Source organism: Rhodococcus sp. 7Tela_A2, assembly GCF_049311045.1.
In the GTDB taxonomy this organism is placed as follows: domain Bacteria; phylum Actinomycetota; class Actinomycetes; order Mycobacteriales; family Mycobacteriaceae; genus Rhodococcus.
Genome location: NZ_JAXION010000038.1, coordinates 1 through 25,204, shown reverse-complemented (window position 1 = coordinate 25,204; position 25,204 = coordinate 1). Strand labels below are relative to the sequence as shown.

Annotated in this window: 26 protein-coding genes; 15 read left to right on the top strand and 11 right to left on the bottom strand. The window is 68.5% G+C overall.

Going from position 1 to position 25,204, the window contains the following annotated elements; translation table 11 throughout:
• Nucleotides 1–161 precede the first annotated feature (161 nt).
• The 5 genes from TVH25_RS09590 to TVH25_RS09570 are packed head-to-tail and all read right to left on the bottom strand — an operon-like array spanning nt 162 to nt 5,659.
• A complete protein-coding gene (locus TVH25_RS09590) occupies nt 162–908 on the bottom strand; it encodes a sirohydrochlorin chelatase (protein WP_422423957.1) in 747 nt (248 codons plus the stop codon).
• The gene (locus TVH25_RS09585) at nt 905–2,239 is read right to left on the bottom strand and encodes a sulfate adenylyltransferase subunit 1 (protein ID WP_422423955.1); all 1,335 of its coding nucleotides are present in this window, start codon (nt 2,237–2,239) and stop codon (nt 905–907) included. Before TVH25_RS09585 ends, TVH25_RS09590 begins: the two co-directional genes overlap by 4 nt.
• Before the next feature lie 2 nt (nt 2,240–2,241).
• On the bottom strand, nt 2,242–3,186 hold the full coding sequence (cysD, locus tag TVH25_RS09580) for a sulfate adenylyltransferase subunit CysD (RefSeq protein ID WP_169620325.1): 945 nt from the start codon (nt 3,184–3,186) through the stop codon (nt 2,242–2,244).
• Nucleotides 3,183–3,911, bottom strand: coding sequence for a phosphoadenylyl-sulfate reductase (locus TVH25_RS09575; RefSeq protein ID WP_169651834.1), 729 nt, complete (start codon nt 3,909–3,911; stop codon nt 3,183–3,185). The genes cysD and TVH25_RS09575 overlap by 4 nt, the downstream gene beginning before the upstream one ends.
• Nucleotides 3,912–3,940: 29 nt before the next feature.
• Nucleotides 3,941–5,659 carry a nitrite/sulfite reductase gene (locus tag TVH25_RS09570; RefSeq protein ID WP_422423953.1) on the bottom strand — a complete coding sequence of 573 codons (1,719 nt, stop codon included), beginning with the start codon at nt 5,657–5,659 and terminating at the stop codon, nt 3,941–3,943.
• Between the two features lie 353 nt (nt 5,660–6,012).
• Here TVH25_RS09570 and hemW point away from each other — a divergent pair, with 353 nt between their 5' ends.
• Nucleotides 6,013–7,275, top strand: coding sequence for a radical SAM family heme chaperone HemW (gene hemW / locus TVH25_RS09565; RefSeq protein WP_422423952.1), 1,263 nt, complete (start codon nt 6,013–6,015; stop codon nt 7,273–7,275).
• Between the two features lie 24 nt (nt 7,276–7,299).
• Here hemW and TVH25_RS09560 read toward each other — a convergent pair whose 3' ends face one another.
• Nucleotides 7,300–7,740 carry a type II toxin-antitoxin system VapB family antitoxin gene (locus TVH25_RS09560; RefSeq protein ID WP_422423950.1) on the bottom strand — a complete coding sequence of 147 codons (441 nt, stop codon included), beginning with the start codon at nt 7,738–7,740 and terminating at the stop codon, nt 7,300–7,302.
• 165 nt (nt 7,741–7,905) lie between these two features.
• Here TVH25_RS09560 and hrcA point away from each other — a divergent pair, with 165 nt between their 5' ends.
• Genes hrcA through TVH25_RS09540 form a run of 4 tightly spaced genes read left to right on the top strand, consistent with a single transcriptional unit; the run spans nt 7,906 to nt 11,687 of the window.
• Nucleotides 7,906–8,952 carry a heat-inducible transcriptional repressor HrcA gene (gene hrcA / locus TVH25_RS09555; RefSeq protein WP_169651835.1) on the top strand — a complete coding sequence of 349 codons (1,047 nt, stop codon included), beginning with the start codon at nt 7,906–7,908 and terminating at the stop codon, nt 8,950–8,952.
• 59 nt (nt 8,953–9,011) lie between these two features.
• Entirely contained in the window at nt 9,012–10,163 is a 1,152-nt protein-coding gene (gene dnaJ, locus TVH25_RS09550; RefSeq protein ID WP_169620321.1) for a molecular chaperone DnaJ, read from the top strand.
• Nucleotides 10,164–10,168: 5 nt separating this feature from the next.
• Nucleotides 10,169–10,927: a 16S rRNA (uracil(1498)-N(3))-methyltransferase gene (locus TVH25_RS09545; RefSeq protein WP_422423948.1), complete on the top strand. Its 759-nt coding sequence runs from the start codon at nt 10,169–10,171 to the stop codon at nt 10,925–10,927.
• A 10-nt stretch (nt 10,928–10,937) separates the two neighbouring features.
• On the top strand, nt 10,938–11,687 hold the full coding sequence (locus tag TVH25_RS09540; protein ID WP_169620319.1) for an alpha/beta hydrolase family protein: 750 nt from the start codon (nt 10,938–10,940) through the stop codon (nt 11,685–11,687).
• Here TVH25_RS09540 and TVH25_RS09535 read toward each other — a convergent pair.
• Complete coding sequence (locus TVH25_RS09535) at nt 11,624–13,282, bottom strand: MFS transporter (protein WP_169620318.1); 1,659 nt, start codon at nt 13,280–13,282, stop codon at nt 11,624–11,626. The genes TVH25_RS09540 and TVH25_RS09535 overlap by 64 nt on opposite strands.
• A gap of 117 nt (nt 13,283–13,399) precedes the next feature.
• On the opposite strand from TVH25_RS09535, the gene TVH25_RS09530 reads away from it, so the two are divergent.
• The 5 genes from TVH25_RS09530 (at nt 13,400) to era (ending at nt 18,160) form a co-directional block, all read left to right on the top strand.
• Entirely contained in the window at nt 13,400–14,104 is a 705-nt protein-coding gene (locus tag TVH25_RS09530; RefSeq protein WP_378529061.1) for a TetR/AcrR family transcriptional regulator, read from the top strand.
• A 62-nt stretch (nt 14,105–14,166) separates the two neighbouring features.
• Nucleotides 14,167–15,234, top strand: a complete 1,068-nt coding sequence (locus TVH25_RS09525) for a PhoH family protein (RefSeq protein ID WP_169620316.1) — start codon at nt 14,167–14,169, stop codon at nt 15,232–15,234.
• A 79-nt stretch (nt 15,235–15,313) separates the two neighbouring features.
• Complete coding sequence (gene ybeY, locus TVH25_RS09520) at nt 15,314–15,856, top strand: rRNA maturation RNase YbeY (protein ID WP_422423945.1); 543 nt, start codon at nt 15,314–15,316, stop codon at nt 15,854–15,856.
• Nucleotides 15,857–15,932: 76 nt separating this feature from the next.
• Complete coding sequence (locus TVH25_RS09515) at nt 15,933–17,246, top strand: CNNM domain-containing protein (RefSeq protein WP_169620314.1); 1,314 nt, start codon at nt 15,933–15,935, stop codon at nt 17,244–17,246.
• Nucleotides 17,243–18,160 (top strand): GTPase Era, encoded by a 918-nt coding sequence (era, locus tag TVH25_RS09510; RefSeq protein WP_169620313.1) that lies wholly within the window; start codon nt 17,243–17,245, stop codon nt 18,158–18,160. The genes TVH25_RS09515 and era overlap by 4 nt, the downstream gene beginning before the upstream one ends.
• Here the strand turns inward: era and TVH25_RS09505 are convergent.
• A complete protein-coding gene (locus TVH25_RS09505) occupies nt 18,157–18,756 on the bottom strand; it encodes a TetR/AcrR family transcriptional regulator (RefSeq protein WP_422423943.1) in 600 nt (199 codons plus the stop codon). The genes era and TVH25_RS09505 overlap by 4 nt on opposite strands.
• Nucleotides 18,747–20,156: an amidase gene (locus TVH25_RS09500; RefSeq protein ID WP_422423942.1), complete on the bottom strand. Its 1,410-nt coding sequence runs from the start codon at nt 20,154–20,156 to the stop codon at nt 18,747–18,749. The genes TVH25_RS09505 and TVH25_RS09500 overlap by 10 nt, the downstream gene beginning before the upstream one ends.
• 124 nt (nt 20,157–20,280) lie before the next feature.
• Between TVH25_RS09500 and recO the strand changes: the two genes are divergently transcribed.
• From recO to TVH25_RS09480, 4 genes are read left to right on the top strand one after another with little or no spacing between them, the layout of a single operon-like run.
• A complete protein-coding gene (gene recO / locus TVH25_RS09495; protein ID WP_422423941.1) occupies nt 20,281–21,096 on the top strand; it encodes a DNA repair protein RecO in 816 nt (271 codons plus the stop codon).
• Nucleotides 21,053–21,859, top strand: a complete 807-nt coding sequence (locus tag TVH25_RS09490) for an isoprenyl transferase (RefSeq protein ID WP_206036658.1) — start codon at nt 21,053–21,055, stop codon at nt 21,857–21,859. Before recO ends, TVH25_RS09490 begins: the two co-directional genes overlap by 44 nt.
• Nucleotides 21,856–22,278, top strand: coding sequence for a hypothetical protein (locus tag TVH25_RS09485; protein WP_422423940.1), 423 nt, complete (start codon nt 21,856–21,858; stop codon nt 22,276–22,278). The genes TVH25_RS09490 and TVH25_RS09485 overlap by 4 nt, the downstream gene beginning before the upstream one ends.
• Nucleotides 22,275–22,805 carry a T3SS (YopN, CesT) and YbjN peptide-binding chaperone 1 gene (locus TVH25_RS09480; protein ID WP_422423939.1) on the top strand — a complete coding sequence of 177 codons (531 nt, stop codon included), beginning with the start codon at nt 22,275–22,277 and terminating at the stop codon, nt 22,803–22,805. Before TVH25_RS09485 ends, TVH25_RS09480 begins: the two co-directional genes overlap by 4 nt.
• 12 nt (nt 22,806–22,817) lie before the next feature.
• Here the strand turns inward: TVH25_RS09480 and TVH25_RS09475 are convergent, their stop codons facing one another.
• Both TVH25_RS09475 and TVH25_RS09470 read right to left on the bottom strand, forming a co-directional pair.
• Nucleotides 22,818–23,246 (bottom strand): Fur family transcriptional regulator, encoded by a 429-nt coding sequence (locus tag TVH25_RS09475; protein WP_169620306.1) that lies wholly within the window; start codon nt 23,244–23,246, stop codon nt 22,818–22,820.
• The gene (locus TVH25_RS09470) at nt 23,243–23,602 is read right to left on the bottom strand and encodes an ArsR/SmtB family transcription factor (RefSeq protein WP_296549044.1); all 360 of its coding nucleotides are present in this window, start codon (nt 23,600–23,602) and stop codon (nt 23,243–23,245) included. The genes TVH25_RS09475 and TVH25_RS09470 overlap by 4 nt, the downstream gene beginning before the upstream one ends.
• 161 nt (nt 23,603–23,763) lie before the next feature.
• Here TVH25_RS09470 and TVH25_RS09465 point away from each other — a divergent pair, with 161 nt between their 5' ends.
• Nucleotides 23,764–25,155, top strand: coding sequence for a glycine--tRNA ligase (locus TVH25_RS09465; RefSeq protein ID WP_169620304.1), 1,392 nt, complete (start codon nt 23,764–23,766; stop codon nt 25,153–25,155).
• The last annotated feature ends 49 nt before the right edge of the window (nt 25,156–25,204 follow it).

The following is a 25,204-nucleotide window of genomic DNA, read 5'->3' as shown; positions in this document are numbered from 1 at the left end:
GATCCGAGCCCGAGGTCGTTCGTGTTCGATGGAACACCTACTTGTATAGGACAAAAGTGAACGCGAGGACATCGAACGAGGTCGGGCAGCCGTGTTCAGGGCAGCCGTGTTTTGGGCAGCAGGGCTCTCGGTAGCCGGATCCCCGGCAGCGGGCGGCCGTGTCAGGCGGCGGCGCGAACGGTGGCGCGCCGAACCGCCGCGAGATAACGCTCCGCGACGACGTGCCCGACGGCGGCATGCGTGGTGAGGGTCGGGGCGATACGTACGCCGGGATGCGCCTCGACGGCAGCGGCACACGCCCGGTCCCACAAAAGCCCCGGAGCGAGCATCCAGGGTGCGACCACGAGGGTGCGGCACCCGGACCGGGCCAGCAGTCCCAGCGCCGAGGCGGCAGTCGGCTCGGCAGCCGTGGCGTAGCACGGGACGGCCGCCCATGTGGTGCCGTCGGTGACCCGCGGAACGACGCGCGCCGTGGCGGTATTCGCCTCGTCTCGGCGCGAGCCGACGGCGCAGAACGCGACCCCGACGGACGGGTCGTCCAGCGCGACACCCGTCGACGCGATGCTGTCGCGGGCGGCGGCGACGAGGAGCGCGTCGTCGCCGAGAATGTCGGCACGCGTCACCTCCAGCAGGGGATTGCGGGTGCGTGCGTCGGCGAGGATCGCGGGCAGGTCGACGCGGGCATGGAACGCGCTGCCGAGCAGCAACGGTACGACGACCGCGCGGCGGTGCCCGTCGGCGGCGACGGCGTCGAGAACCTGCGGCACCGACGGCGTGTTCAGATCGAGGAATGCGAGGCGCACATCCCATTCGGGGTGCTCTGTCCGCAGCACCGCGAGCGCGGCAGCCACGGCCCGCGCAGAGCGGGGGTCGCGGCTGCCGTGCGCGACGGCGATCAGCGGGATCATGCGGGGACGCGATCTCCGAGTTCGATGTCCGCGAGACCGTTGCCCACCAGTCCGGCGGCGAGCGTGTTGCCGCCGGCCGGGTCGATCAGCAGGAAACTGCCGGTACGCCGGTTGACCTTGTAGTCGTCCGCCGCGATCGGCTCCGCGACACGCACCGTGATACGCGCGATCTCGTTGAGCTCCAAGGACTCCGGGTGATCTTCCGAGGTGAGGGTCTGCTCGTCGAATCGTTCCTCGAGCGTGCCGACGATCGCCTGGGTGGTGCGAGTGCCGTGCTTGAGGAGCAGACGCGCGCCGGGCCGCAGAGGCTTCTCGGCGAGCCAGCACACGGTGGCCTCGAACTCCGAGAGCGGTTCGGGTGCATCCCCGGGCGAGGCGAGCAGGTCGCCGCGGGAGATGTCGACGTCGTCGGTGAGAACGAGAGTGACCGAGCGACCGGCGTGTGCGACGTCGAGTTCACCGTCGGCGGTGTCGATGCGCTGCACCGTGGACCGGACCCCCGAAGGCAGGACGACGATCTCGTCGCCGGGCCGGACCGATCCGGCGGCGATCTGACCGGCGTACCCGCGGTAGTCCGGGAACTCCGCGGTACGGGGCCGGATCACGTACTGGACCGCGAAGCGCAGACCCACCTCGTGCCGTCCGTGCACGTCGGCGTCGACGGGCACCGACTCGAGGTGCTCGATCAGCGTCGGGCCGTCGTAGTACGGCGTGTTCTCGCTCCGGATCGCGATGTTGTCGCCGTGCAGCGCCGAGACCGGAATCTCCTGCACGTCGTCGGGAGACCAGCCCAGCGAACCCGTCAGTTCGTTGAACTCCGCACTGATCCGGTCGAAGACTTCGGCGGGGTCGTCGACGAGGTCGATCTTGTTGACCGCGAGTACCAGCTTCGGCACACCGAGCAGGGCGAGCACCGCGGCGTGCTTACGGGTCTGAGAGATGACCCCCTTGCGCGCATCGACGAGCAACACCACGAGCTGGGCGGTCGAGGCGCCGGAGACGGTGTTGCGGGTGTACTGGACGTGCCCCGGGGTGTCGGCGAGCACGAAGCTGCGCTTCGGGGTCGCGAAGTACCGGTAGGCGACGTCGATGGTGATGCCCTGTTCGCGTTCGGCACGCAGACCGTCGACGAGCAGCGAGAGGTCCGGGGTGTCGAGGCCTTTGTCGACCGAAGCTCGTGTCACAGCGTCGATCTGATCGGCGAGCACCGACTTGGTGTCGTACAGGAGCCGGCCGACGAGGGTGGACTTACCGTCGTCGACGCTGCCCGCGGTGGCGAGGCGCAGCAGTTGCGTCTCGCTCTGCAGGCCGGGCTCGTGGAGGTCGCTCATGATCAGAAGTAGCCCTCTCGCTTGCGGTCTTCCATGGCCGCTTCGGAAACACGGTCGTCGCCCCGGGTGGCGCCCCGTTCGGTCAGCCGCGACGCGGCGACCTCGTCGAGGATGTCTTCGTTGGTGACCGCCTCGGACAGGATCGCGCCGGTCGTCGAGCCGTCGCCGACGGTGCGGTAGCGCACCGAGCGGGTTTCGAGGGTCTCCCCGTCGGCGGGGCCGCCCCACACGCCGGGCGTCATCCACATGCCGTCGCGCCGGTAGACCGGGCGCTGGTGCGCGTAGTAGATGCTCGCGAGTTCGACGTCCTCGCGGGCGATGTAGCGCCAGATGTCGAGTTCGGTGAAGTTGCTCAGCGGGAACACCCGGACGTGCTCTCCGGGGGAGTGGCGGCCGTTGTAGAGGTTCCACAACTCGGGGCGCTGCCGCTTCGGATCCCACTGGCCGAATGCGTTGCGCAGCGAGAAGATCCGCTCCTTGGCGCGCGAGCGTTCCTCGTCGCGCCGGCCACCGCCGAAGACCGCGTCGAAACGGTTCTCGGTGATCGCGTCGAGCAGCGGGACGGTCTGCAGCGGGTTGCGGATACCGTCGGGCCGCTCGGTGAGCCGCCCGTCGGCGATGTAGTCCTCGACGCTCGCGACGTGCAGACGCAAGTTGTACTTCTCGACGATGTGGTCGCGGAAGTCGAGAACCTCGGGCAGGTTGTGCCCGGTGTCGACGTGCAGCAGTGCGAACGGCAGCGGTGCGGGCCAGAACGCCTTGATCGCCAGGTGCAGCAGGACGGTGGAGTCCTTGCCGCCGGAGAACAGGATCACCGGCCGCTCGAACTCCCCGGCGACCTCACGGAAGACGTGGATCGCTTCGGACTCGAGCGCGTCGAGAGTGTCGAACTTGGTGCCGTCCAGCGTGGCGCGGGCAGTGGTGGGAGTCGGATCGGTGAGTGTCATGAGGCGTGCAACCCGCATTCGGTCTTGGCTCGGCCGGCCCAGCGTCCGCTGCGCGGATCGGCCCCGGGAAGTGGTTTGGAAGTGCACGGGGCACACCCGATGGACGGGTAACCCTCGTCGACGAGCGGGTTGACCAGAATTCCGTGCTCGTCGATGTAGTTCTGCATGTCCTCGTCGGACCACGCGGCAATCGGGTTGATCTTCACGAGTCCGAACGCATCGTCGAAGGAGATCAGCGGCGCATTCGCGCGAGTGGGCGCCTCCACCCGGCGGATACCGGTGACCCATGCGCGATAGCCCCGGAGGGACTCGGTCAGCGGCACCACTTTGCGCAGGCGGCAGCACTCGTTGGGATCGCGGGCGAACAGATCCTTGCCGAGCAGTGCGTCCTGCTCGGCGACGGTGGCCGCGGCGCGGGCGTTCACGATATTGACGCCGTACACCTGTTCCACGGCGTCGCGGGTCCCGAGGGTCTCGGCGAAGTGGTAGCCGGTGTCGAGGAACAGCACGTCCACGCCGGGGCGCTGCTGCGCCGCGAGATGGACCAGGACGCCGTCCTGCATGTTGGAGGCGACGATGTATCCGCTGCGTGCGCCTTCGACGGGCGCCCCGAATGTCTCGTCGGTCCACCGCAGAAGTTCCTGAGTGGACGCGCCTTCCAGTTCTTCCGCACCTCGCGCGGCTATCGCTCGCAGCTCGTCGGCTGTCGCGGTGTCGATCGTCATCTGCCCCGTCCGCTCGTCGGTTGTCTCGGTCATCGCAGGTCGGCTTCTTCCGCGCGTACGGCCCACTGCGCGAAACGTTCGCCCTCGGTGCGGTGCTTCATGAAATTGCGCACGACGCGCTCGATGTAATCACCGAGCTCTTCGCTGGTGACCTTGTGCTGCCGCAACTTCCGGCCGAATGCGGAGTCCAGGCCGAGGCTGCCGCCGAGATGGACCTGGAAGCCTTCCACCTGTTGCCCGTCGCCGTCGTCGACGAGCTGGCCTTTGAATCCGATGTCCGCGATCTGCGACCGGCCACAGGAGTTCGGGCATCCGTTGATGTTGATCGTGATCGGCACATCGAGGTCTGCGTTGATGTCGGCGAGTCGCTGCTCGAGCTCGGGCGCGAGTGCCTGCGAGCGCTTGCGGGTCTCGACGAACGACAACTTGCAGAATTCGATTCCGCTGCACGCCAGCAGGTTGCGCCGCCAGTGCGACGGCCGGGCACGCAGCCCGAGCGGCTCGAGTTCGCTGATCAGCTCCTCGACCTTGTCGTCGGCGACGTCGAGGATCACCAGTTTCTGGTACGGGGTGAACCGGATACGGTCGGAACCGATTCGTTCGGCGGCGTCCGCGACCTTCGTCAGGACCGTGCCCGACACCCGTCCCGCGATCGGGGAGAAGCCGACGGCGTTGAGGCCGTTGCGAATCTTCTGCACGCCGATGTGGTCGATCGGCCGGGCCGGTTTCTCGGGCGCGGGACCGTCGATCAGCGGACGCTTCAGGTACTCCTGTTCGAGCACCTCGCGGAACTTCTCGATGCCCCAGTCCTTGATGAGGAACTTCAGGCGCGCCTTCGCCCGCAGGCGGCGGTAGCCGTAGTCGCGGAAGACGGAGACGACCGCTTCCCACACGTCCGGAACCTCGTCGCGCGGGATCCAGGCGCCGACGCGCTGGGCGAGCATCGGGTTGGTGGACAGGCCACCGCCCACCCACAGATCGAACCCGGGCCCGTGCTCGGGATGTTCGACGCCGACGAACGCGACATCGTTGATCTCGTGCACGACGTCCTGCTGACCGGAGATCGCGGTCTTGAACTTGCGCGGCAGGTTGGAGTATTTCGGGTCGCCGATGTAGCGGCGGACGATCTCGTCGATGGCCGGGGTGCCGTCGATGACCTCGTCGAGGGACTCTCCGGCGAGGGGCGACCCGAGCACGACGCGGGGGCAGTCGCCGCACGCCTCGGTGGTCTGCAATCCGACCGCTTCGAGACGGCGCCAGATCTCGGGAACGTTCTCGACCTCGATCCAGTGGTACTGCACGTTCTCGCGGTCGGACAGGTCGGCGGTGTCGCGGGCGAACTCGGTGGAGAGTTCGCCGACGGTGCGCAGTTGCGCGGCGCTGAGCGCGCCTCCGTCGCATCGCACCCGCATCATGAAGTACTTGGCCTCGAGCAGGTCGAGGTTCTCGTCACCGGTGTACGTACCGTCGTAGCCCTGTTCGCGCTGCGTGTAGAGGCCCCACCAGCGGAAGCGGCCGCGTAGGTCGGACTTGTCGATGCTGTCGAAGCCCTGGTGCGCGTAGATCTCTTCGATCCGCCGGCGGACGTTGAGAGGGTTGTCGTCCTTCTTCGTCTGCTCGTTGGCGTTGAGCGGCTCGCGGTAGCCGAGAGCCCACTGGCCTTCGGCGCGAGTCTTGGTGGGCCGCCCCGCACGCCGGGTTGGGGCTGCCGAACCGTCGGTGGGAGTGGCGTCGGTGGACGACGTCATGCGGGGTCTCCTGGAGTGTGCGTTGACGGGCCGAGTGCGCAGGAGGGAGCTGTACCTCGTTGCGAGCACGCCTCGACCCGGCGGGATCTGGGGATTGCCGGGTGGTGCCGACTACAGACAGTCGGCGCAGAAACAGGCGGCGCAAGGCAGACAGCATGACGCACAGACGCGCTTGAGGTCGACGTGGCGGCGAGCCACGAGTCGCACTCCGGGTCCGGTCATGTCGCCAATTGTGCCATGTCATCGGCGCGATTCCGAAACTCGGCGGCTATTTCCACCGAATTCGGGGGAAATGTCGAGGTAGGCGCCCCGGCCGTGGTCGCGGGCCCGCGCGTGTCTGGGACACTGGGGGTGTGAGTACGACGGAAATCGGTGAACGCACCGCGGGAAAATCAGGTGTCGCCGATGCCGAGGACGGCTTCGCGCTGTCCGAGCACGCCCTCGAGGGAGTGGGCACCCGGCCGTTCGGGGTGTACGTCCACGTCCCCTTCTGCGCGACGCGCTGCGGCTACTGCGACTTCAACACCTACACGGCGGGTGAACTCGGCAGCGCTGCCTCGCCGGCATCGTGGCTCGAGGGCCTGCGCAGGGAACTCGCCGCCGGCGCGGAGATGCTCGGCGGCACCGGCCGGGGCGCGCCGGCCGCGCAGACGGTGTTCGTCGGGGGTGGCACACCGTCGCTCCTCGGGGCGGACGGGCTGGCCGACGTGCTCGGCGCCGTCCGGGAGTCGTTCGGTCTCGCTCCCGGTGCGGAAGTGACCACCGAATCGAATCCGGAGTCGACCTCGCCCGAATTCTTCGACCGCATCCGCGCAGCGGGATACACCCGGGTCTCGCTGGGCATGCAGTCCGCCGCGCCGCACGTGCTGGCCGTACTCGACCGCACCCACACTCCGGGCCGCCCGGTCGCGGCGGCGCGGGAGGCCCGCGCAGCGGGCTTCGACCACGTGAATCTCGACATCATCTACGGCACACCGGGGGAGCGTGACTCGGACCTCGAGGCATCTCTCGACGCGGTGCTCGACGCCGGCGTCGATCATGTGTCCGCGTACGCGCTCATCGTCGAGGACGGCACCGCGCTCGCCCGGCGGGTGCGCCGGGGAGAGCTTCCCGCCCCCGACGACGACGTGCTCGCCACACGGTACGAGCGGATCGACGCACGTCTCCGGGATGCAGGCATGACCTGGTACGAGGTATCGAACTGGGCTGCCGCGCAAGACCCTTCGGCGCGCTGTGCCCACAACCTCGGCTACTGGGACGGCGGCGACTGGTGGGGAGCGGGTCCCGGCGCGCACAGTCACGTCGGCGGAACCCGGTGGTGGAACGTCAAGCATCCCGCGCGGTACGCAGGCATCCTCGCGGACGGACGTCTGCCGGTCGGCGGAAGCGAGCGCCTGAGCGCCGAGGACGTGCACACCGAAGTCGTGATGCTCGCGGTCCGGTTGAGGACCGGGTTGCCGCTCGGTGTCCTCGACGCCGGGGAGCGGGTCGCCGCCGCCTCGGTGGTCGCCGCCGGCCTCGCGGAGATCTCCGACGAACATCTCGTCCTCACCGACCGCGGGCGGCTTCTTGCCGACGCGGTGGTCCGGACGATCCTCCTCGGCGCCGAGGGCTGATCCCGCCCGGCGCCGAGCGCGGCGCTATTCGTCGCCGGTGTCATCGCTCCGGTGGCGCCCGACCCCCGGCGAGTTCGGTGGCGAGTCCGGCTCGGAACCCACCGCCTCACCCGGCGCGGGGAACGGCTCCGACGGCGGGAGTTCGGCCGGCGCGTCCGGTGCGGGTGCGAGCGCGTCGTAGTCGAAGACGCGGGCGTGCAGCACCGGGCGGTTGCGCAGCGCAGACCGCACCGCGCGGTGCAACCCGTCCTCGAGATACAACACGCCCTGCCACTGCACCGCGTGCGGGAACAGGTCGCCGTAGAAGGTCGAGTCCTCGGACAGCAACCGGTCGAGTTCGAGAACCTTGGTCGTGGTGACGATTTCATCGAGACGCACCTGCCGCGGTGGGATTCGCGACCAGTCACGCAGCGACAACCCGTGATCGGGGTACGGCTTCCCGTCCCGGACGCCCTTGAAAATCATGCGCACACAGTACGGGTGACCCCCGCCCGGCCCTCACGGCGGTAGGCACTGTGCTGCGGGCGGACGGCCGGCCCGGTGTGGCACGTGCCTGCACATTTCGGACACGATTAGACTGGTCCGGTACGGGACATGTAGCACGCACATGTGGAAACGGAGGTGGGCGGGTTGTCGAGCACCGAGGAACGACGATTTCAGGTCTTGCGCGCGATCGTGGCGGATTACGTGTCCACCAAGGAGCCCATCGGCTCGAAGACGCTTGTCGATCGCCACAATCTCGGTGTGTCCAGCGCGACGGTGCGCAACGACATGGCGGCGTTGGAGGCGGAGGGGTACATCACCCAGACGCACACGAGTTCGGGCCGGGTTCCCACGGACAAGGGATACCGCCAGTTCGTCGACCGCATCGCGGAGGTCAAACCGCTGTCGGCGGCCGAACGACGGGCGATCCTGCAATTCCTCGAATCCGGAGTCGACCTCGACGACGTGCTGCGACGCGGCGTACGGCTGCTGGCACAGCTGACCCGGCAGGTCGCGATCGTGCAGTACCCGACGCTGTCGGCGTCGTCGGTGCGTCACCTCGAGGTGGTCGCACTCACGCCGGCGCGGTTGCTGCTCGTGCTCATCACCGACTCCGGCCGGGTCGATCAGCGCATCGTGGAACTCGGGGATGTCATCGGCGACGAGGATCTCGCGCGACTGCGCGATCTGCTCGGTGCCGCACTCGCGGGCAAGCGCCTCGCGGCGGCGTCGATCGCCGTCACCGAACTGGCCGACGATGCGCCCGAGGACCTGCGCGACGCCGTCATCCGGTGCGCCACGATTCTCGTGGAGACCCTGGTCGAACATCCCGAGGAACGCCTCGTGCTGGGCGGCACCGTCAACCTCACCCGCAACGCCGCAGACTTCGAGGGTCACGGTCACGGGGTGCCGGGATCGCTGCGCGCGGTCCTCGAAGCCCTCGAGGAGCAGGTGGTGGTGCTCAAGTTGCTCGCCGCCAGCCAGGACGCGGGCCGGGTGACCGTCCGCATCGGGGAAGAAACGCAGGTCGAGGAGATGCGCACCGCCTCGGTCGTCTCCACCGGATACGGTGCGGCAGGCACGGTCTTCGGCGGGCTCGGGGTGCTCGGCCCCACCCGGATGGACTATCCGGGAACCATCGCGTCGGTCGCGACCGTCGCGAGATATATCGGCGAAGTACTCGGCGAGCGCTGAGCACGGTTCGACGCCGGACATTGTTCATCTGTGTAGAGAAGTAAGGACGAGAACTCAACGTGGCACGGGATTACTACGGGACGCTCGGCGTGTCCAAAGGCGCGACCGACCAGGAGATCAAACGGGCGTACCGCAAGTTGGCGCGGGAACATCACCCCGACGTGAACCCCGACGAATCCGCCCAGGTGCGGTTCCAGGAGATCTCAGCGGCGTACGAGGTGCTGTCCGACCCCGACAAACGCCGGATCGTGGATCTCGGCGGCGACCCCCTCGAGACGAGTGGCGGCGGTGGCGGCGGCTTCGGAGGCGCCGGCTTCGGTGGTGGCCTGGGCGACGTGTTCGAGGCGTTCTTCGGTGGCGGGGCCGGCGGCAGCCGTGGACCCCGCGGCCGCGTGCAGCCCGGCGCCGACTCCCTGCTGCGTACGCGTCTGACCCTCGAGGAATGCGCGCGCGGTGTCACCAAGAGCGTCACGGTCGACACGGCCATCCTGTGTGACGAGTGCACCGGTTCCGGCACCCACGGCGATTCGAAGCCCGTGCGATGCGAGACGTGTGGTGGCGCCGGCGAGGTCCAGTCGGTGCAACGGTCCTTCCTCGGGCAGGTCATGACCTCGCGCCCGTGCCCGACCTGCCGCGGAGCGGGTGAGACCATCCCAGATCCGTGCCGCAAGTGCGGTGGCGACGGCCGGGTCCGGGCTCGTCGCGAGATCACGGTCAAGGTGCCGGCGGGCGTCGGCAACGGAATGCGCATCCGCCTCGCGGCGCAGGGCGAGGTCGGCCCGGGCGGCGGCCCCGCGGGTGACCTGTACGTCGAGGTCATCGAGCAGCAGCACGAGGTGTTCGTGCGCGACGGCGACGATCTGCACTGCACCGTTCGTGTGCCGATGGTCGACGCGGCACTCGGCACGTCGGTGACTCTCGAGACCATTCTCGACGGGCCCACCGAGATCGCGGTCGCCCCGGGAACCCAGCCCGGCTCCGTCACGGTGCTGCGCGGGCACGGCATGCCGAAACTCCGGTCCGGCACACGCGGTGACCTGCACGCTCACCTCGAGGTGGTCGTACCGTCGCGGCTCGACAGCAAGCAGACCAAGCTGCTCGAAGAACTGCGCCGGAACAACGAGCGTGACCACGCCGAAGTGGTGACCAACGGTTCGCAGCACTCCGGTGGGTTGTTCTCCCGCCTGCGCGACGCGTTCAGCGCCCGCTAGCCGCCGTGGCCGCCACCCTGTTCTATCTCGATCCGTTGCCCGAGCCCGGTGAGATCGCCGTGCTCGACGGCAAGGAGGGTCGGCATGCCGCGACGGTTCGCCGCATCTCCGTCGGGGAGCCACTCGTGTTCTCCGACGGGCGGGGCGGCGTCGCCGAGGTAGAAGTCACCGCCGCGGCGAAGGACAGGCTCGAAGCGGTTGTGCGCGCACGGCGCACCGTGCCTGCGCCGCGGCCCGCGGTGACCGTCGTCCAGGCGCTGCCGAAATCGGACCGTTCCGAACTTGCTGTCGAACTCGCGACGGAAGCCGGCGTCGACGCGATCGTGCCGTGGCAATCGGCGCGCTGCGTCGCTCGGTGGGATGCCAAGGCGGACAAGGGTGTTGCCCGGTGGCAGGCTGTCGCGGTGGCGGCTGCGAAACAGTCCCGTCGTGCTTACGTGCCGCAGGTGGCGGCTCTGCACCGGACCGCGGACGTGCTCGAGCGGGTGCGGGAGACCGTCGCGAGCGGGGGTGTGGTGGCCGTTCTCCACGAGTCGGCGACCACCCCGTTCGCGGACCTGCCCCTGCGCGATGCCGGCGATGTGATCCTGGTGGTCGGTCCGGAAGGCGGACTCGACGACACGGAAGTGCGGGCACTGGTCGAGGCAGGTGCGGTCGCGGTGTCGCTCGGCCCGACTGTGCTGCGCACCTCGACGGCCGCGGCGGTCGCGCTCGGCGCCATCGGGGTCCTCACCGGCCGCTGGCACGATCAACCGCTGCACTAGCGTTTTCGCCATGTCCCGCACGCGAATCCCTTACGGTCCCGGCCCCGAACAGTTCGGTCATCTCTATCTCCCCGAGGCCGCGAACGGCCCCGTGCCCGTGGTGATGGTCGTGCACGGCGGGTACTGGAGCGGTCGGTACGGGCTCAATCTCGGTACCCCGATCGCACTGGATCTGTCCCGCCACGGGGTGGTCGCGTGGAACGTGGAGTACCGCAGGATCGGGGCGGGCGGCCGCTGGCCGGAGATGTCCGCCGACATCCTTGCCGCGTACCACGCCATACCCACCCTGGTCGCGGAGTGTGCCGAAAAGTCGGGTGTCGCAGTCGACTTGGACCGCGTGCGTATCGTCGGACACTCGGCCGGCGGTCAACTCGCCGTCTGGCTCGCGGCCCAGCCCGTCACCCCGCGACCGCAACTGGTGGTCGCGCAGGCAGGTGCGCTCGACCTGGCGTCGGCGGGGGAACGCGGGCGCAGGATCGACTACATCGAGGACCTCTTCGGGATGCAGTACGACGAGGATCCCGCGCTGTACCGGTCGGCGTCGCCGATGCACTGCGTTCCGATCGGTGTGCCGGTCGCCGTCGTGCACGGAAGCGAGGACGCCCAGGTTCCCGTTTCCGTTGCGACTCGCTACGAGAAGGCTGCCCGTGCCGCCGGAGACGACGTGACCTTGCACGTCGTCGACGGCGAGGATCATTACGCGTTTCTGGACAAGACCTCGCGATCCTGGGCGTTGTCGCGGGAACTGCTCACGGCCTGATCCGGTCCGGCCGGTTCTGCTCGGCGGGGAAGAAGCGCGATCACCAGAGCCGCCCCGATCGCGAGGACGACACCGCTGACCAGGCTGCCCACCCCGACCGCATGGGAGAACGCCGCTCCCGACGCCTCGAGCAGCGGCTCGGTGTACGACGACGTGAACGGGTTCTTCGCCAGTTCCTCCGCGACAATCGCAGCGCCACCGACGGAATCGCCCGCGGCCTCGACGGCCTCGGCGGCGCGCGCGGCCATCGGGCCCGTGACCTCGCTCAGCGGCAGACCGTCGAGGAACTCGGAGATGCCGCGGTGGTACGAGGCGGCGAGCACGGATCCGAGCAGCGCGATACCCAGCGAGCCGCCGAACTCGACGGCCGTGTCGTTCAGGCCTCCCGCCGCACCGAGTTCCGACTCCGGGAAGCCGCCCATGATGAGGTCGGTGGCCGGCGGCGTGGCAACTCCGATGCCCACGCCGAGCAACAGCAGCGAGGCAAGGAACGGGCCGTATCCGGACGCCGGGTCGAAGACGGCCAGGACGAGAACACCTGCCGCGGCCAGGAGCAGGCCGCCGCCCACGGCGACACGTTCTCCGCAGCGGGGAGCCACCCGGCTGCTCAGCGCGGCGCCCAGCGATACCGCCACGGCGAGGGGAAGCAGCCGAAGCCCCGTCTCGAGTGGTCCGTATCCGAAGACGAACTGGAATTGCTGCGCCACGAAGTAGATCGCACCGAACGTGGCGAAGAAGAGCAGCAGCACGGAGATACTCGCGCCTCCGACTGCGCGGTCGGCGACCCGTCGCAGGTCGAGCAGCGGCTGGGGGTGCCGGAGTTCCCAGGCGACGAACACCGCGGCGGCGATGGATGCAGCGAAGAACGCGACCAGCACCGTGGGGTGCAGACCGGCGTGGGCGCCCTCGATGATGGCGTAGACGAGACCGCCCACCGTGACGATGGACAGGGCGCCACCGACCCAGTCGGTGCGCTCGAGATCCGCCGCTCTGGACGCCGGGACGAGCGCAACCGCGGCAATCGCTGCGGCGGCGGCGATCGGGACGTTGATGAGGAACGTCGAGCCCCATCCGTGCGATTCGAGCAGCCAGCCCGCCAGCAGGGGGCCGAGGGCGATGGCGAGCCCGGACGTCGCGGCCCACACGGCGATCGCGCGGGCGCGTTCGTGGCCGGGGAACATGGCGACCAGGAGAGACAGCGTTGCGGGCATGATCACCGCCGCGCCGACGCCCATCACGATCCGCGCGGCGATCACGTCGAAGGCCGAGCCGGCGAGACTGCCGTACACGGCACCTGCGGCGAAGACCGCCAAGCCGGCGAGCAGGGCGCGTCGCCGGCCGAACCGGTCGCCGAGCACGCCGCACAGCAGCATGAGCGCGGCGTACGGGACGGTGTACCCGTCGATGATCCACTGCATGTCGGCGCTGGTGAGGTGCAGATCTCGCAGCATGCTCGGTGCTGCGACGATCAGGGCCGTGTTGGCCATGACCACGATGAGCAGGCTCAGGCACAGCACTCCGAGACCCGCCCACCGCAGGCGATAGGGAGCCTCGGCTCCGAGAGTGCGGCCGGTCCCGGCAACGGGTGCGGACATGGTTCCTCCTGCGTCGGCGTCGCGGGACGCTCTATTTGCACAGCCGTGTGCAACTTAGTTATTTGTACACGGCTGTGCAAGTAGACTGGAAGCTCGAGTGGGAGCCGGGGAAAGAGGATGAACAGCGTGGAGGATTCGGCCGGACGGCCGCGGACGCGAGCGAATGCCAACCGGGGCCGCATCCTCGACGCCGCGATGACGTGCTTCGCCGCGGACCCCGACGCCAGCATGGACGACGTCGCGCGTGCCGCCGGCGTGGTGCGCCGGACGGTGTACGCCCACTTTCCCAACCGCGAAGCGCTCGTCGACGGTCTCTCCGACGAAGCGTCGGCCGCGCTCGCGGACGCTCTCGACCACCCCGAACCCGACGATCCCGCGGTCGCCCTCGCGGTCGGGGCCCTGCGCACGTGGCCGGTCGGCGACCGCTTCCGGATGCTGCTGTCGTTCGCCCGCAAAGAAGTCGGCGACCACCGGATCGCCGAACTCATCGCTCCGGTGCGAACCCGGACGGTCGACGTCGTCGAACGCGGACGTGACTCCGGCCTCTTTCCCGCCTACCTGCCCACGGCGGTACTCGTCGGGATGATGGAGGGGCTGACCATGTCCGTGCTGGAGCAAGCCAACTTCGGGTTGGTCCGCGACGACGGCGAGAGCATGGCTCTCGGCGTTCTCGTGCTGGCAGGAGTGCCCGTCGACCGGTCGCCGGACGTGCTCGACGACGCGCGCCGGTGGGTGGTGAGCGCTCACGGGAGAGACGATCGGCGCGGTGACCCGCGCGGCACGGAAATCAATGCCGTGAAGGGTGCCAACGCACAGCGCTAGACTGGTGCGGACACGACGACCGTCGTGCCGGAGCTGAACGGAAAGCAGGCCGTACCGTCCACGTGAGTCAACCAGACCGCACCCGCGACCCTGAGAACATCGAACCCACTCCGGTTCGGTCCAGCCTGGACCTTCCGCCGGACGTAGCTGCGCCTCTTCTCGGCGCGACGGACGAGAACCTCATCGCCCTCGAAAGTGCCCTGGCCGCGGATATCCATGTGCGCGGCAACACTGTCACCCTGAGCGGCAGCCCCGCCGACGTCGCCCTCGCCGAACGCGTATTCGGCGAACTCGTGACGATCGTGCGCCGCGGCCAGACCCTCGGCCCCGATGCCGTCCGCCGCACCGTCGGCATGCTCACCCAGGGGCTGTCGGAGTCACCGGCCGACGTCCTGAGCCTCGACATCCTGTCCCGGCGGGGTAAGACGATCAGGCCCAAGACGCTCAACCAGAAGCGCTACGTCGACGCAATCGACTCCCACACCATCGTGTTCGGGATCGGTCCTGCCGGCACCGGCAAGACGTACCTGGCCATGGCCAAAGCCGTGCAGGCGCTGCAGACAAAGCAGGTCAACCGCATCATTCTCACCCGGCCTGCGGTGGAAGCCGGGGAGCGCCTCGGATTCCTGCCGGGCACCCTGCACGAAAAGATCGACCCGTATCTGCGGCCCCTGCACGACGCGCTGCACGACATGATGGACCCCGAGGCCATCCCGAAGCTCATGCAAGCCGGAGTGATCGAGGTCGCGCCGCTCGCCTACATGCGAGGACGCACGCTCAACGACGCGTTCATCATTCTCGACGAGGCGCAGAACACCACCGCCGAGCAGATGAAGATGTTCCTCACCCGGCTCGGATTCGGGGCCAAGATCGTCGTGACCGGCGACGTCACCCAGATCGATCTGCCGGGCGGTGCCCGGTCCGGTCTCGCGGCCGCGACCGAGATCCTCGAGGGCATCGACGACATCCACTTCGCGCGACTCGACAGCAGCGACGTGGTGCGCCACCGTCTCGTCTCCGACATCGTCGACGCCTACGGGCGTTTCGAGGCGGCCCGAGAGGACGGCTCCGGCCAGGGCAACCGTGCCCAGCGCCGCGCCGCATCACAGCAGCGGGTGCCGCGCCGGTGACGGCCGCCCCACCCCCCGTCCAGTCCGTAGTGCAGAAGGCCGTCGTGCAGAAGGCCGTAGTGAAGAAGGATCGACACCGATGAGCATCGAGATCTCGAACGAATCAGGGATGGAGGTCTCCGAGGAAGACCTCCTCGACGTAGCCCGTTTCGTGATCGCCCGGATGGATGTCCATCCCGCGGCGGAACTGTCGATGGTCCTCGTCGATTCCGATACGATGGCCGACCTCCACATTCGCTGGATGGATCTGCCCGGCCCGACCGACGTGATGTCGTTCCCCATGGACGAACTCGAGCCCGGCGGTCGGCCCGACGCGCCCGAGCCCGGGCCGGCGATGCTCGGCGATATCGTGCTGTGCCCGCCGTTCGCGGCCGAGCAGGCCGAGAAGGCGGGCCACCCGGTCGCGCACGAACTCGCGCTGCTCACCGTGCACGGAATGCTCCATCTCCTCGGATACGACCACGCCGAACCGGACGAGGAGAAGGAGATGTTCGCACTGCAGAACCAGCTCCTCACCGAGTGGTACGAGGAACTGCGCCGAGCAGAGGAGCAGGCGCGCCTCGCGGAACGGGACCGGAGCCTGCTGGGCAAGGCCGGCTTCGTCGACACTCCCGAATCATGACGGGGGACGATAGACCCGGCGGCAGCCGGCGTCATCGACGTGTAGGGATCGAGTCCGTTCGGGGAGGTCGGACCGCGTGAGCACACTGACACTCGTCGTTCTCGCCGTCGTACTCGTGATCCTCGGCGGGTTGTTCGCCGGACTCGACTCCGCCCTCAACACCGTCTCGCACGCGCGCGTCGAAGAACTCGCCAAGGACGGCCGAGGCGGCGCGCAGCGCCTGCTCGGAATCCTCGACGACCGGCCCCGCTATGTGAATCTTTCGGTGCTGCTCCGCATCCTGTGCGAGATCGCCGCGACCGTCGTCCTCGCGGGCGCGCTGCTCGACGTCTTCGACAGGACGTGGGCGTTGGTCGTTGCCGCTGCCGTCATGGTGATCGTGGACTACGTCGTGATCGGCGTCGGCCCCCGCACGCTCGGGCGACAGCACGCGTACCCACTCGCTCTGGCCGCCACCGTCCCGTTGCGGATGCTCGGTGTCCTGCTCGGACCCGTCAGCCGCATCCTCATTCTCGTGGGTAACGCGGTCACCCCGGGCCGGGGATTCCGCAACGGCCCGTTCGCGAACGAGATCGAACTGCGCGAACTCGTCGATCTCGCGCAGGCGCGCGGTGTGGTCGCCGACGAAGAGCGCCGGATGATCCAGTCGGTCTTCGATTTCGGCGACACCACGGCCCGCGAAATCATGGTGCCCCGGCCCGAGATGGTGTGGATCGAGGAGACCAAGTCGGCCGGTCAAGCCACGTCCCTCGCCGTCCGCAGCGGACACTCCCGCATCCCGGTGATCGGTGAGAACGTCGACGACATCCGCGGCGTCGTGTACCTCAAGGACCTGGTCAAGCGGACGTACTACTCCAACGACGGCGGCCACAGCGTCTCGGTCGCCGACGTCATGCGTCCGGCCGTGTTCGTTCCGGACTCCAAGCGCCTCGACGACCTGCTGTCGGACATGCAGCGCGACCGCAACCACATGGCGGTGCTCGTGGACGAATACGGCGGCATCGCCGGTCTCGTCACGATCGAAGACGTCATCGAGGAGATCGTCGGTGAGATCGCCGACGAGTACGACACCGCGGAGATTCCCGACGTGGAGGATCTCGGCGACGGGACCTTCCGCGTGTCCCCGCGGCTTCCCGTCGAAGATCTCGGGGAACTGTTCGACACCGAGATCGACGACGACGAGGTCGACACCGTCGGCGGGTTGCTCGGCTACGAACTGGGCCGCGTCCCGCTGCCCGGGTCCGAGGTCACCACGCACGGGCTCATCCTGCGCGGTGAGGGCGGCCCGGACGTGCGCGGGCGGGTGCGGGTGAGCACCGTCTTCGTACAGCGGGCGCCCGAACCCGAGAGCAACGACACCAGCACGGACACCACCGAGGAGCACGCATGACCGACCCCGACTTCCGTTCCGGCTTCATCTGTTTCGTCGGCCGGCCGAACACCGGAAAGTCGACGCTGACCAATGCGCTCGTCGGCAGCAAGATCGCCATCACGTCGTCGCGGCCGCAGACCACGCGGCACACGATTCGCGGGATCGTGCACCGCGACCACGCGCAGTTGATCCTCGTGGACACTCCGGGCCTGCACCGTCCGCGGACCCTGCTCGGCCAGCGGCTCAACGACCTTGTGCGCGATACGTATTCCGAAGTCGACGCCATCGGCATGTGCTTCCCGGCGGACGAGAAGATCGGCCCCGGCGACCGGTGGATCCTCGAGCAGGTGCGGCACGTCGCGCCGAAGACCCCGCTGATCGGGATCGTCACCAAGATCGACAAGGTCGGTAAGCAGCAGGTCGCCGCACAGCTCCTGGCCGTGTCGAAACTGCTCGGCGACAACGCCGACGTGGTGCCGGTGTCGGCGACCTCCGGTGAGCAGGTGGAGGTGCTCGTCGACGTGATCGCGTCGAACATGGAGAAGGGTCCCGCCTTCTACCCGGACGGCGAACTCACCGACGAACCCGAAGAAACCCTCATGGCCGAGCTCATTCGCGAAGCTGCCCTCGAGGGTCTCGGCGACGAACTGCCGCACTCGCTCGCCGTGGTGATCGACGAGGTCGTCGAACGCGAGGGTCGCACCGAGAAGCAGGGCCCGATGCTCGACGTGCACGCTGTGCTCTACGTCGAACGTCCCAGCCAGAAGGGCATCGTGATCGGTAAGGGCGGTGCGCGCCTCCGTGAGGTGGGGACCGCAGCCCGCACACAGATCGAGAAACTGCTCGGTGTGAAGGTCTACCTCGATCTGCACGTCAAGGTCGCCAAGGACTGGCAGCGAGACCCGAAACAGCTGGGCCGCCTCGGTTTCTAGCCCGTACCGGGGTCCGGATCCCGGTGCCCGGGCGTACCGGACTGCCGGAGAAGGAGCAGCACCGCGCCGGCCAGATCGGCACCCCCACCCGTCGACAAGCGCCGGAGTTGCAGCCCCGCAATCGTCGCGACGAGCGTGGGGGTGAGGGTCTCGGCGCGGGGTATGCCGAGTTCGGTCAAGATGGTGAAGGTCAGCGCGTCGTAGGCGCGCCAGCACTCGTCGGCGGCGGCGCGCAGATTCGGGTCGCGGCCGGCCTGGACGTACAACTCGAACGGTGCGATCCGTTCTGCGGAGAAGGCCAGACTCTCTGCCACCTGCTCGGTCAGGGTCGCCGCATCCTGCACCGAAATCTCCTTGCCGCGATACGAATCCGCGATCTCCCGCAACCTCGTGGTCTCTTCGCGGGCGAAGTGAGTCAGTGCGGCGCGCAGCAGGTCTTCCTGGGTGGGAAAGTGGTACGTGATCGAGCCCAGCGACACCTGGGCACGAGACGCGATGCGGCGGTTCGTGACTCCGGCGATCCCGTCGGTGCCCACGAGGTGGAGGGTCGCATCGATGATGCGTGACCGAACGGAGGCGGGCTCGGTCACCACCACGGCTCCGGGGTGTGTTCGTGCCAGCGCAGAACCGACTCGAGTTGCGACGCAAGGGAAACCAGCAGCGGCTCGGAGTCCTCGGGACCGAGGAGCTGAGCGCCCACGGGAAGACCCTCGCCGGTGAATCCGGCCGGGACGCTGATCCCCGGCCAGCCCAGTACGTTCCACGGCCACGCGTACGGGCAGGCGGCCGTGATGACCTTGTCGGTGGCCCACCCGCCGATGTCGTCGATCGCGTTCACCGGCAGCGGGGGTGTCGCCGTCGTCGGAGTGACGACGACATCGAACCGGTCGAAGATCCGGCCGACTCGCCGGCGGAGGTGAGGCTCCGCGCCCCGTGCCGCGCGCAGGGGCGCACCGTGGAGCATCCGCCCGGTACGTGCGTTGGCGCGGGTCCGCACATCGGCCAGGGCCGGGTCCGGCAGTCGGTGGAGCCAGTCCTCGATCCCGGCCATCGAGCGGGGCAGGAAGCTGAGGCCGAACAGGATCCCGTAGTCGGGATCGGCGAGAGTGACGTCGTGACCGAGGTCGCGCAGGGTGGCGGCGAACGCGGCGAGCCGGATACGCACCCGCGGATCGAGGCGGGTCGGTGTCGCCGTGAACGGAAGCTTCAGCGACAGAGCGATCTTCAGTCTGCCGGGGTCGCGCCCCACCGCATCGGACACGGTGATCTTCTCCCGAGTGTGCCGGTCGCCGGGGTGGTTTCCTGAGACGACGTCCAGCAACAGCGCCGCGTCGGCGACCGTCCGGGCCAGCGGGCCGTGGGTGGTCAGGCCCTGGAAGGCCTCCGCGTCGGGCCACATGGAGATCCGGCCGCGCTGCGGTTTGATGCCCACCAGATTCGACCACGACGCGGGGATACGGACCGATCCGGCGCCGTCGGAGCCCAGTGCTGCGGGAACGAGTCCTGCGGCGACGGCAGCGGCGCTGCCACCCGACGAACCACCGGGGGTGTGGTCACGCGACCACGGGCTGCGGGTGTGACCGAACGCGTCGCCGCCGGTGAGGGGCCACTGACCGAGTTCGGGGGAGTGCGTCTTGCCGACGATGACCGCTCCGGCGTCGCGCAGACGGCGCACCACCTCCGCGTCGTGTTCCTTGACGGCGAACGTGCCCGCGCATCCGAACATCGTCGTCTCACCCGCGATGTCGGTGTCGTCCTTGATCGCGACGGGCACTCCGAGCAGCGCGCGACGGTCGCCGGCCGCAAGGCGGCGGTCCGCGTCTGCGGCTTCGGACAGCGCACTGTCGTGCCGGACGACCCGGAAGGCGTTCAACTCTGCCTGCGACGCGTCTATCCGGTCCAGGGCGGTGCGCACCAGGTCGTGCGAGGTGACGGTGCCGTTCGCGAGGTCGTTCGCGGTATCGGCGAGACCCCGGGGGCGGGCAGGTGCGCTCATCGTTCTCCCTCACTGTTCGTTCGAACGAACGATAACGTGTTCTCGTTTCGACGTCGAGGATTTTCCCGTGGCCGGAGTCGGCGGTGCAGTGCCGCGTGTCGTGGCGACGTGAAACACTCGGGTGGTGAGGCTGTATCGGGACAACGCGGTGGTGCTGCGCCAGCACAAGCTGGGCGAAGCCGACCGCATCGTCACACTGCTCACCCGCCGCTACGGCCTCGTCCGCGCCGTCGCGAAGGGAGTGCGCCGAACCCGGTCGAAGTTCGGGGCCCGGCTCGAGCCCTTCGCGCACGTCGATGTGCAACTCCACCCCGGACGCAGTCTCGACATCGTCACCCAGGTGCAGACCCTCGACGCCTTCGCGGTCGGCATCGTCGACGACTACTCCCGCTACACCACCGCGTGCGCCATTCTCGAGACCGCCGAGCGGCTCGCCGGCGAAGAGCGGGCACCTGCCCCGCGCCTGCATGCCTTGACCGTCGGGGCGCTGCGCGCGGTGTGCGACCACACCCGCCCACCCGAATTGATTCTCGACGCGTACCTCCTGCGCGCGATGGCCTACGCCGGATGGGCGCCCGCGATCACGCACTGCGCGCGATGCGACCGGCCCGGTCCGCACACCGCCTTCCATGTCGCTGCCGGCGGCGCCGTGTGCGTGCACTGCCGTCCCCCCGGCGCGGCGACGCCCGCTCCCGCCGTCTTCGCCTTGCTCGACGCGCTCGCCCACGGCCGGTGGGCCGAGACGGAAGCAACCGAGGCCGGAGTCCGGAGCCAGGCCAGCGGGCTCGTCGCCGCGCACCTGCAATGGCATCTCGAGCGTCAACTGCGATCCTTGCCCCTGGTCGAACGCGGCGGCACCTACGTGGCCGAACGGAGAGGTTCGGGCGTCAGGCAGGATGGGACCCGTGATTCGACGACGCGCCCCACACCCATCGCCTGATCGCGCGATCCGGCCGCCCGACCCGCACCCGTCGGGGGCCACGCCGCCCATCCTCCAACCCGAGTTGATTCCGCGGCACGTCGCGCTGGTGATGGACGGAAACGGGCGCTGGGCGCAGGAACGTGGACTGCCGCGCACCGCGGGTCACGAACGCGGTGAAGAAGTCCTGATGGACACCGTGTGCGGGTGCATCGAGATGGGCATCACGTGGCTGTCGGCCTACGCGTTCTCCACCGAGAACTGGAAGCGCAGCCCCGACGAGGTTCGCTTCCTCATGGGCTTCAACCGCGACGTGATCCGTCGTCGCCGTGACGAGATGCACGAGATGGGTGTCCGCGTGCGGTGGGCCGGGCGTCGTCCGCGGTTGTGGCGCAGCGTCATCAAGGAACTCGAGGCCGCGGAGGAACTGACCCGCGACAACACTGTGATGACTCTCACGATGTGCGTCAATTACGGTGGTCGCGCCGAGATCGCCGACGCGGCCAGGGAAATCGGACGGCGGGTCGCGGCGGGGGACCTCGATCCGGAACGCATCACCGAGGCCACCATCGCGCGATACCTCGACGAACCCGACATGCCCGATGTCGACCTGTTTCTCCGGCCGTCGGGGGAGCAGCGCACGTCGAACTTCCTGCTGTGGCAGTCCGCGTACGCAGAACTGGTCTTCCAGGACAAGATGTTCCCCGACTTCGACCGTCGCGACCTGTGGGCCGCCTGTGTCGAGTACGCCTCGCGCGACCGCCGGTTCGGAGGTGTGAAATGACCGCGTTGAGAGACCGGATTTCCGCGGCGCTGACGCCGTTCGTCCAGTTGCGGACTCCCGGTGCCGAGGACAACGGGGACGGTTCGTTCGGATTCGACTACGGCGCCGTCCCGTTCGCACTGCAGGTCGTGACCCTCACCGAGGGACTGGACGTGGTGTCGCTGACCGGCGTGCTCGCGTGGGATCTCCCACTCGGCGACGAGGTGCGCAACCGCGTCGCCACCGCCGCCGAGGCGCTGCAGTTCGGTTCCATCCACGTCATCGAACGGGAGTCCGTCGCGGACGTGATCGTCCGCTACTCGTTCCCCGCCACCGGGCTCGAGGATTCTCCGCTGACCACCATGCTGCTGCTCGTCCTCGACGGAGTGGCCGAAGCCCGCGAGAACGTCGCGGGCACATCCGGAACGGGGAACGCATGACCGGCGACGCGGGTACCGGCGAGGAACAGTGGGACCTCGCAGTGGCGACCACCGGCGACGACGCGCTGCGCGACCTGGTGATCCGCACGCTGGCGCAGGCGATGGACGACGCACCCGAACCCGACGAGGACGGTGACGTTCCGATCTGGATCGAGGACGTGCCGACGTTCGCGACCGCCGATGCGGAAGCGGGTGTCGTGCACCTGGCGACGTTCCTGGCCGAGAACATCGCGGACCGGGCGCGCGCCGCCGAGGTGCTCACCGACCTGCAACTCGAGTTCCCCGAGTTCAAGTTCGTTCTGCACCACGACCGGGTCACTGCCGAGCAGCGTGTCGCTGCGTGCCCGCTCGTGCCGCTGCACCTGTTGCGCGCCGTGGGCGCCGTGGTTCCGCTCGTCGGGCAGGTGCGTGCGCTGGCCGACAGGCTCGGCGGCGACGCATGCGTGTTCGACGGGCCCGCGGACACCGCGGCCGGTGAGAACCTGCTCGGCGGGGACTGCGGGTGCGGTAACTGCACCTGCGGCTGACCTACCCGCTGCTCACGCCCTCGCCAGTGCGCAGTCGCGGCAGGTTCCGAAAATCTCGACCGTGTGGCTGACGTCGTCGAACCCGTGCGTGTCGGCGACCTCGTGCGACCAGCGCTCGACTTCGGGCCCGTCGACCTCGACGGTGAACCCGCAGTGTCGGCACACGAGGTGATGGTGGTGTCCGGAGGAACAGCGGCGGAACAGCGATTCGCCCGAGTCGGTGCGGAGCACGTCGACGCTGCCCGTCTCGGCGAGGGACTGCAGGGTTCGATAGACGGTGGTCAGACCGATCCCGTGCCCGCGCTTGCGCAGTTCGTCGTGCAGGTCCTGTGCGGAACGGAACTCTTCGGTGTTGTCGAGCAGATCCACGATCGCGCTGCGTTGTCTGGTCGAGCGCACCCCCACCAGGGGCTTGCGTGCGGAGGTCACTACGGTCGTCATCCTTCCTGAGCGTGCGCGACAGCGTCGATGACGATGTGAGCGAGGTGGTCGTCGGCCAGGCGGTAGAGAACTTCGCGGCCGGTGCGGTCGCCCCGCACCACGCCTGCGGTCTTGAGAACGCGCAGGTGCTGGCTGATCAGAGGCTGGGTCACGCCGAGTGCGCCGACGAGTTCGTGGACGCACCGCGCGGATTCGCGCAGTTCGAGCACGATGGCGATGCGGACCGGTGCCGAGAGTGCGCGGAGCAGTTCGCCCGCGGCGACGAGCGTGTCGTGCGAGACCGGCGGGTGGGCCGGCGTCGCGCGTTGGGTCTCGTTGTCCGTGCGGCACTCGTCGTGACCGGCGTCGACACTCACGGGACTCCTCGCGCTCTCGGGGCTTATTGCAAACCGATACCATTTTGATATGCATGGATGTGCATGTCAACCGCCAGGAATTCGTCGCCGTGGCGGGGAGCGATAGGCTAAGTAGTCGACGCAAGCTGCGAAAACCCGCATCGAAGATGGAGAGAATCCGAGTGGCACCCAAATCCAAGATCGATACCGTCGCCAACCTCGCCAAGCGCCGAGGACTGGTCTACCCCTGTGGTGAGATCTACGGCGGCACCAGGTCGGCCTGGGACTACGGGCCGCTCGGTGTCGAGCTCAAGGAAAACATCAAGAAGCAGTGGTGGCGGAACATGGTCACCAGCCGCGACGACGTCGTCGGCCTCGACTCGTCGGTGATCCTCCCGCGCCAGGTGTGGGTCGCATCCGGCCACGTCGGTGTGTTCAACGACCCGCTCGTCGAATGCCTGAGCTGCCACAAGCGCCACCGCCAGGACCACCTGCAGGAGGCGTACGCCGAGAAGCACAAGCTCGACGACCCCGACGCCGTGGCGATGTCGGAGATCGTGTGCCCGGACTGCGGCACCAAGGGCCAGTGGACCGAGCCGCGCGACTTCAACATGATGCTCAAGACCTACCTCGGTCCGATCGAGAGCGAAGAGGGCCTGCACTACCTGCGTCCGGAGACCGCTCAGGGCATCTTCGTGAACTTCGCGAACGTGCTCACCACGTCGCGCAAGAAGCCGCCGTTCGGCATCGGCCAGATCGGCAAGAGCTTCCGCAACGAGATCACCCCCGGCAACTTCATCTTCCGCACCCGCGAGTTCGAGCAGATGGAAATGGAATTCTTCGTCAAGCCCGGCGAGGACGAGGAATGGCACCAGTACTGGATCGACTACCGGATGGACTGGTACACCGGGCTGGGCATCAACAAGGACAACCTGCGCCTGTACGAGCATGCGCAGGAGAAGCTGTCGCACTACTCGAAGCGCACCGTCGACATCGAGTACCGCTTCCACTTCCAGGGCAGCGAATGGGGTGAGCTCGAGGGCGTCGCCAACCGCACCGACTTCGACCTGTCGACGCACTCGCAGCATTCGGGCACCGACCTGAGCTACTTCGACCAGACGACGAACGAGCGCTACACGCCGTACGTCATCGAACCCGCAGCCGGCCTCACCCGTTCGCTCATGGCGTTCCTCGTCGACGCCTACACCGAGGACGAGGCACCCAACGCCAAGGGCGGGGTCGACAAGCGCACGGTGCTGCGGCTGGACCGCCGTCTCGCGCCCGTCAAGGCCGCCGTGCTGCCGCTGAGCCGCAACTCCGATCTGAGCCCCAAGGCCAAGGATCTCGCCGCCCAGTTGCGCCAGCACTGGAACATCGAGTTCGACGACGCCGGCGCCATCGGCCGCCGCTACCGTCGTCAGGACGAGATCGGCACGCCGTTCTGCATCACCGTCGACTTCGACACCCTCGAGGACCACGCGGTCACCATCCGCGAGCGCGACTCGATGGCGCAGGAGCGCGTCGCGCTCGACCAGGTCGAGGGTTACCTCGCGCAGCGCCTGATCGGCTGCTGATCGGTCGATCCGACTCTCACTCGACTCGCCTGCCCTCCCGTATCACGGG